Origin of the sequence: Porphyromonas sp. oral taxon 279 str. F0450 (assembly GCF_000292995.1) — a bacterium.
GTDB lineage: Bacteria > Bacteroidota > Bacteroidia > Bacteroidales > Porphyromonadaceae > Porphyromonas > Porphyromonas pasteri.
In genome coordinates this window covers 1-7843 of sequence record NZ_ALKJ01000045.1, presented here as the reverse complement: position 1 = coordinate 7843, position 7843 = coordinate 1, and the positions used below count along the sequence as shown (strand labels likewise).

Genomic DNA, 7843 nt, shown 5'->3' with positions numbered 1-7843 from the left:
GAGCGCTTTTATATTAGCTGTGTGTAGCGGAAGGAGGCTTACTTGCTGGGCTCTGCGAAGCGGCGTGAGCGAGCGAGCATGCAGGCGCCGATGAGCCCTGCACGGTCGCCGAGCGTAGCCGTGCGGATCTGCGTATCGCGCGTCACGACGCTCATTGAGTAGATGCGTACCGAGGCCTCGACCTGCTGGGTGAGGTAGCCGGAGGCATCGGCAAGGCTACCACCGATGATGACGAGCTCGGGGTTGAAGACGTTGATGAGGTTCGCTACCTGCTTACCGAGCTCACGGCCCAGCTCGCTGAGGACCTGCAGGCAGAGCATATCCTCCTGAGCGCAGGCGCTGATGAGGTCAGACATGCGGAGCTCACGGCCCGAGTGGACGATGGACGAGAGGACGGAGCTCTCACCTGCGCGGATGCGCTCCTGGATCTTACGGCACATAGCCTGACCGCTGACCTCGGTCTCGAGACAACCCTTCTTACCGCAGTGGCAGAGGATCTGGTTGTCGAAGACGGAGATGTGGCCGAATTCCCCCGAGAAGCCCGACTTACCGAAGTAGATCTGCTTGTCCTGGATGATACCGAGACCGAGACCCCAGCTGATATTCACGTAGAGTACGGAGTTGACCTCCATATCCTTGGTGCAGCCCGCAGTGAACTCCCCGAAGGCCATACCGCGCGTGTCGTTGTCGATCGAGACGCGCAGGGCGAGCTTGCTGCTGAGGATCTCAGAGAGGGGGCGGTCGCCGAAGAAGTTGAAGAGGCTATAGCTGTGCCCCGTGACGGGGTTGATGCGCCCAGGGAGGTTGACGTTGATGTTCAGGATCTCCTTGGGCTGGATGCCGTGGCGCGTGATGAAGCCACGGATCTCACGGCAGATCGTCTCGAGGGCCTCGGGGGTGTTCTCGAGCGTGTAGGGCAGGTCGTAGTCAGCGCATATCAGCTCGCTCTGCAGGTTGATCAGGCCGATGTGCATGCCCGAGCGCTTGATGTCTACGCCGATGAAGTAGCCCCCGTCGGGGTTGAGCCCGAAGAGTAGGGGGAAGCGCCCGACGCCTATCTCCAGCTTACCTTGGCTCTGGATGCAGCCTCCGTCTTGGAGGTCTTGGAGGATCTTAGAAGCTGTGGGGACGCTGACGTATAGCTCCTTGGCTATGTCCGTCATCGTGGCCGTCTTGTTGCGCAGCAGGTAATTGATCACACGGAGCTTGTGCAGCCCCTTCTTTGTCTCCTGGCTGAGGTCGTCAAGTAGTTTGGGTGTCATGTGGAGTCTGGTACTGAGGTGAGCTATTTAGGCTTCGCCTTTAGGTGGCGTAGATCCCTGAGACTTGCGGCGGTTGTTGGGGCGCTTCTTCTTGCGTGCACCCTGGTCTGCACCTTCGCCCTTGGGGGCGTCGGTCTTGCCTTCGGGGCGCTGGCCCTGCTGGGCGCTGCGGCCACGTCCGCGACCACCGCCCTTGTTGCCCTGTCCCCCGCGGGGAGAAGAGCCACCACGGCCACCGCGCTCGGGGCGACGGCTGGGGTCGTAGGCGGGGGTGGGGCCGAAGGCCTCATCTACTGGGATCTTATAGATTTCCTTTTCGAGGAACTCTTCAATGCGTCCGAAGCCAGGCTGTTCCTTCTCGCTGACGAAGGTGATCGCCAGCCCCTCATCGTTGCCTCCACGAGCAGTACGACCGATGCGGTGTACGTAGTCCTCGGGGTCGTGGGGGATGTCATAGTTGATCACCATGCGGATGTTGTCGATATCGATACCGCGCGCCACGACGTCGGTGGCGACGAGCAGATCGATATTGCCCGACTTAAAGTTCTTCATGACCTCTTCGCGCTTCTCCTGCGTCAGGTCGGAGTGCATCTGCTCGACGCGGATGCTGAGACGAGAGAGGGCTGCGGTGAGCTCCTTGACCTTGAGCTTGGAGCTGGAGAAGATGATCGTGCGTGTAGGGGGTGTTTCGCGGAAGAGCTGCGTCAGGATGGGCAGCTTCTGGCGCTCATAGCAGACATAGGCGGACTGCACGATGCTCTCGGGCGGGCGGGAGATAGCCAGCTCGACCTCGGCGGGGTTGTGCAGGATGGTGCGGGCGAACTTCTTGATCTTCGGTGGCATCGTCGCCGAGAACATCACACGCTGGCAGCCCTTTGGCAGCGCACTGTTGATCTGCATGATGTCCTCCTGGAAGCCCATGTCGAGCATGCGGTCAGCCTCGTCGAGCACGAAGTACGTCACTCCCGAGAGGTCTGCCTGCTGGAGGTTCATCAGGGCCAGGAGACGCCCTGGCGTGGCGATGACGATCTCCGCCCCGAGAGCCATACCGCGACGCTGCTGCTCCCAGGCGATCCCGTCCGTACCGCCGTAGATAGCTACTGAGGAGACGGGGAGGAAGTAGGCAAAGCCCTCGACCTGCTGCTCGATCTGGATGGCGAGCTCACGGGTCGGAGCCATGATGACGGCATTGACCTTCTTAGGGTCGCCCTCGCCACGGCTCAGTCGGTTGATGATGGGTAGGAGATAGGCCGCGGTCTTACCTGTGCCTGTCTGGGCACAAGCGATCATGTCGCGGCGTTCGAGGAGAAGGGGGATGGTGGCCTCTTGTACGGGCGTGGTCTCGAAGAAGTTCATCGCTTCGAGCCCATCCAGCACTTCGTCCTCAAGATCTAGTTCGTCGAAATACATTGATGCTGCTATGTTGAGTTAGAGGCAAATATATAGCTTTTCCCCCAATATCTTAATAAGTCTACGCCCCATCCTAAAATATTATCCCGAAAAAGCCCCGTATTTCTAAAAGTCCTTCGCAGTGCCTTCCCTCTGCCAGCGCCATTGGGGCGCTCTATGTGGGGTAAGGATCGTCCCTTATCCCTATAGAAGCGTCGCGGGGCACCCCCATTGAGGTGCCCCGCGATAGCTCCTTTGTTGAAGCTACTCTTACTGCCCTTATAGCGGCAGTGAGCTATGGTTGCTGGAGTAGCTTCTCCGTAGTGAAGATGCTCACTATGCGCCCCTTCTCGAAGAGAACTAAGTTGAAGTGCTCCTCGTCGGTCGAGCGCCCCGTGAGATCCTTGACGAAGGCTTCGTAGAAGCTGTCGTGCCACTTCGTCCCGTAGTGCGTGTAGTCGATACTTAGAATAGGCTCGGTGCGCTTCAGAAGTCCAGGCGTGAGGTCAATAGCTACATAGTAGGGCGCTGCACCGATCTGATGCGCATACGCCCCTATGGTACTTAGGGGAAGACACGCGCTTGAGGTGCAGCCGTCGGTAAAGATGTAGACCAAGGCCTTAGGCTTGGAGGCGAGTGCAGCTCGGAGCTCGGCGCCATTGACGCAGAGGATCTTCTTCTCCCGATGTGCCCTATCGAGGGTTCTGTCGAGGTCCCGGAGCTTATTCCGTGAGAAGACGATCCTTGCACGCTCTTCGCGGTCTAAGTACTGGTAGCCTGATGTGAGCCCGTAGACTTGGAGGTACCCCGTGAGATAGAGGCCGCCTGCTGCGATGACGAGGATGGCAAGTGCTACCCCAATGCCACAGAGTATTCGCTTCACTGTCCGATGCATGAGAGGAAGAAAATTTAATGTCAGTTGGGCTATCTAAGAAGGTGATGAAGTTCGTGCTCGCTCTCCATAGTATCAAACCCGTTGGATGAAGATTATACCACTCCCAGCAACATATACCGATGTGGTATTCCGCTACGAATGTACGAAATAATGGCCGTGGAATAGCTGCGTCGTGTAGATCTGTATAGTATGTCGAAGAAAGCTATATATCTTTGGCCTGATTCCTATATAGCTTTCGGTGCGAAGCTATATATCTTTGTACTGATCCCTATATAGCTTTGTGAAGTGACCTATATGAGGTTGTTGCTCTGCACAGGGATAAAAGTTCTGGACGAGTGGCAGAAAAGTTTGGACTACGTACGTGGACGATAAATCTACGTACGTGGATATTTGGACTGACGTGCCTGGTCTTTAAGACTACGTACATAGATAGGGGAAAACCACTACGGGAAGGTGCTTTTTTCTTCACGAGAATGGCACTTTTCCCTCCGCTGGATAAGAGGAATACTTGCGATAGGGCGAAGGGCTTGCGTATCACTTCGGAGAGGCATATCGGGGAGGAGCTTTGGTGATGAAGAGAGGAAGCGTCGTGGAGTGATGGCGGCTGGGGCGGCTAAGGGGCGGAGATTGCGTACCTTTGGGGGAAGAAACGACTTACATATATATATGATACTTACCGATGACTGGTTCACCAGCGTGAGCCATACCGAGGGTGGGGCGATCGTCCTCCTGACCGTTCGCAAGGGCCTCACTCAGTTCTTCGAGAGCCGCAAGCTCCGTGTGCGTGTGGATATAGCGTGGCCTTACACCGCCGAGCCCGACGGGATGCCCGACGAAGAGACCGCACGCCTCATCGAGGACATCGAGCCCAAGCTCCGCCGCATCATGGAGAAGGATAAGCTCGCCATCCTCACGGGGAACTATACCGGCGGTGGGCAGAAGGACTGGACCTTCTACACGCGCCACCTCCCTTCCTTCGGCGAACGTCTGAATGAATGCCTTGCGCCTTATCCTACGCTTCCGCTTGAGATCCACTGCGAGGAGGACCCCGACTGGAGTGACTACCACGAGATGCTGGCGCTCGAGACCGACGACTCAGACGAAGACTAAGCGATGGAGCAGCTCTTCCGCCCCGCTTCGGCGCCTACCGATCGCCTCGTCCTCTACTTCAATGGCTGGGCACTCAGCCCCATTGCCGTAGAGCACCTCGGCCTCCCCGAGGGGCAGGACCTCCTGCTCCTCTGGGACTACCGCACCGATGCGCTGAACTTCGACTTCTCGCCCTATCGTGAGATTCGCCTCGTCGCTTGGTCGATGGGTATCTGGGCAGCCGATCGCTTCTTCGCTAAGCACGAGGAGCTCCGCAGTCGTGTCGTCTCGGGTACGGCGCTTGCTGGTACGGGCTACCAAGTCGATGATGCCGTGGGCATCCCCGAAGCCTTCTTTCACAAGACCCTCGAGGGGCTGACGGAGGAGAATCGTGAGCGCTTCGACCGACACATGCTCGGTGGTAAGACCTACCGCCACCTCTATGAGGAAGTGCGCCAGCGCTCTACGAAGGCGCTCTATGATGAGTTCATCCGCCCCTTCACCGTCGACCGCGATCAGCCCCGCCCGCTGCCTAAGCCCGCAGCCTTCGGCCTGTGGAGCAAAGCCTTCATCGGCGAAGATGACCGCGTCGTCCCCCCGACGAACCAAGAGAACTACTGGCGCATCCAGGGCGTGCCTTTCACGCACCTCCCCAAGACGCCGCACTACCTCCTCGGCCACTTCTGCCGCTGGGAGGAGCTCTGGTAGCCCTCTCCCTTCCCCCACAAACGGCATGAGCCGCCCTCTGCACTGCTGGCAGAGGGCGGCTCATTGCTTATCGTGCCTCAGCTACTAAGCGCCGTGGAACTCGTATTCGGCCTGGATGTCGATCGTCAGGTGCGTGAAGAGCGTCTCGATGAGCTGGTCAGTGACCTCGAGGGCTGAGCGAAGGACGTGGTCGGAGAAGGCTTGCAGGAGGTCGCGTGCGTGCAAGGGCTGCGTCTGGTAGATAGCCAGATACTGCTCTTCCATCTCGCGCTGACGCTGGTCGGTCTCGGCTTCGAAGTCAGCGTAGACCTTCTTGATGATGGGGGCATAGCGGTTGTAGTCGACCATACCGAGTGCCTGGACCTTGCGGAACTTCCAGTAGGCAGACTCGTGCGAAGACTCGTTCGTCCCCTTCGTGTAAGCCTTGGGGTAGGAGCGGATGCCTTCGTAGAGGGGAAGGAAGACGCTTAGGTCAGCCATTCCAAGCGCCACATAGTTGACGCATCCGATAGCCTGAGGGAGCTCGGGGCGTACCTGCAGCAGGTGTGTCTGCGTGGTGCGGAAGATGGAGACGGGACGATAGACCTCCTTCGGGTTCTGATGTAGGTAGGGGTCGTGGTCCGTGCCGTCGTAGTGGAAGCGGAAGAGCTGTCTGAGGCGGCTGATGGAGATGGGCTCGGCAGCTTGGGCGAAGACGGGGAAGGTGTTCTTCGTCACATCATTCTTGATCGATGGGCTCAGCAGTGCCTGCAGGCCCCATACGCGGGGATAGTTGTAGGTCGTGTCGAGCTTGACATCACGGATGTAAGCCTCGTGGAAGTCGAACTCACCACGCGCGGGGTCGTACAAGCCGTGCTGGATGGCGAACTCAATGAGGTCGTCCGAGGCCAGATAGTTTGCGTGATCCTTGGGGTCGTACTTGCGGAAGCGGCTCTGGTTCCCCGTGACGAAGTACTGATCTTCGGGGATGCGGGTAGCGAGCCAGCGGTGCCCCGAGGCGGTCTCAAGGTACCAGATCTCGTGGCTGTCGACGAAGCCGACGCCGAAGCCTTCGGCCACCCCGTGCATCTCGATGAGCGAGCCGAGGCGTTCGACACCTTCGCGAGCGGAGTGGATGTAGGGCAGGACGATGTTGAAGACGGAGTTCTCAGCGACGCCGTCGGGTACGAGGGGGTCAGCTTCGAGGGCGCGGTCGCTACTGAAGATACTTTCGGTAGCACTCATGCCAACGCCGACGCTGTTGAAGCCTGCGCTTCCCCAGTGACCGTGGAGATGGTAGGGGGCAAGGGCGGAGTAGCCAAGAGCGCGCTTGGGGAGGTCGCAGCGGAAGGGGCTGTCGAGAGCGACGAAGCGCTCGGGGCCATGGTCGGTGTCTTCGTAGATCTCGAGGTTCTTCGCCAGGACGGCATTCCAGTCCTCGCTACGTGCGACGATCATAGATCCGTCGGAGGTGTGCTGACGTCCGACGATGATGGTGGTGCATTCGGATGGGTAGTCCGTGTGTGGCTGCTGTGGTTGGGTCTTCTGTCTCATGACTCTTTGTTTTTCGGTTAGGAACAGCGGGCAACTTGTGTTGTCGAATGGTACTGCAATGTTACGACTTTTTGGCTGACAGTGCAATACCTATCGATAGGTATTTGCTTCTCTATGGGAGATTTTCGTGGGAAGAGTGTATGCAGAGGTATCCCGAAGGTGGGTGCATCTGTATGAGGGGGGGGGTGGTGTGAACCTATATTGGTCGGCGGGCTGACCTATATTGGTCCGACGACGAAGCTATATAGGTCGCGATGACGACCTATATAGGATGGCGAAGAAAGCTATATAGATTTGTGAAGTGACCTATATTAGGTTGTTGTTCCGCGTAGGGAGAAAAGTTGTGGACGAGTGGCTGATAAGCTTGATCTACATACGTGGCTCTAATATCTACGTACGTGGATGTTTGGATTTATGTGCCTGGTCTTTAAGACTAGGTACATAGACAGAGGAAAAGCACTACGTGAAGGCGCTTTTTCTTCACGCGAACGATGCTTTTTCCTCCGCTGGATAAGAGGAATACGCGTGATAAGGCGAAGGGCTTGTGTGTCTCTTCGAAGAGGCATATCGGGGAGCTGGGCACGCGATACCTTAGCACTCTAAATAGAGTACAGGACCCTCGGCAAAGTATCATCCGTAGAGATCGGTGGATGAAGGCCTCGCGGTGTATGCTCCATCCTCTGCTTGGGTGTGGGGAGAGGGTGTTAGGGGGAAGAAATATCTTACCCCTTCCAGGTTATCCTATATATAATGTACGCGCGCGAGTTGGTCGGAAAATTGCCTTGTCGTCGTATGAATTTGCGTGCTTATTTGGAAGTTTGGGTGATTTTTCCCTACCTTTGCAATCGCAAAAGAAACGGGTGACCAACCGGCGACGGAGTCACAACGACAACAGCGATCTTTGAGATAATTGATATTGACAAACAGAAGTGTAGTAACAAACGTTTAGGGAAATGAAGACCTAACC

General features: G+C 57.3%; 6 protein-coding genes. 2 read left to right on the top strand and 4 right to left on the bottom strand.

Going from position 1 to position 7843, the window contains the following annotated elements; genetic code table 11:
* Positions 1 to 38 precede the first annotated feature (38 nt).
* The 3 genes from HMPREF1323_RS08415 to HMPREF1323_RS08405 all read right to left on the bottom strand — a co-directional run bounded on the left by HMPREF1323_RS08415 (position 39) and on the right by HMPREF1323_RS08405 (position 3534).
* Complete coding sequence (locus HMPREF1323_RS08415) at positions 39 to 1262, bottom strand: ROK family transcriptional regulator (protein WP_009433728.1); 1224 nt, start codon at positions 1260 to 1262, stop codon at positions 39 to 41.
* A 27-nt stretch (positions 1263 to 1289) separates the two neighbouring features.
* On the bottom strand, positions 1290 to 2672 hold the full coding sequence (locus HMPREF1323_RS08410) for a DEAD/DEAH box helicase (protein ID WP_009433725.1): 1383 nt from the start codon (positions 2670 to 2672) through the stop codon (positions 1290 to 1292).
* 274 nt (positions 2673 to 2946) lie between these two features.
* Positions 2947 to 3534, bottom strand: coding sequence for a hypothetical protein (locus tag HMPREF1323_RS08405; protein ID WP_009433729.1), 588 nt, complete (start codon positions 3532 to 3534; stop codon positions 2947 to 2949).
* A gap of 678 nt (positions 3535 to 4212) precedes the next feature.
* Here HMPREF1323_RS08405 and HMPREF1323_RS08400 point away from each other — a divergent pair.
* Together HMPREF1323_RS08400 and HMPREF1323_RS08395 are read left to right on the top strand one after the other, a co-directional pair.
* On the top strand, positions 4213 to 4656 hold the full coding sequence (locus HMPREF1323_RS08400) for a DUF695 domain-containing protein (protein WP_009433730.1): 444 nt from the start codon (positions 4213 to 4215) through the stop codon (positions 4654 to 4656).
* Between the two features lie 3 nt (positions 4657 to 4659).
* Entirely contained in the window at positions 4660 to 5343 is a 684-nt protein-coding gene (locus tag HMPREF1323_RS08395) for a pimeloyl-ACP methyl esterase BioG family protein (protein WP_009433726.1), read from the top strand.
* Positions 5344 to 5427: 84 nt separating this feature from the next.
* On the opposite strand, the gene HMPREF1323_RS08390 is transcribed toward HMPREF1323_RS08395, so the two are convergent.
* On the bottom strand, positions 5428 to 6876 hold the full coding sequence (locus HMPREF1323_RS08390; RefSeq protein WP_009433727.1) for a C69 family dipeptidase: 1449 nt from the start codon (positions 6874 to 6876) through the stop codon (positions 5428 to 5430).
* Positions 6877 to 7843: the final 967 nt, after the last annotated feature.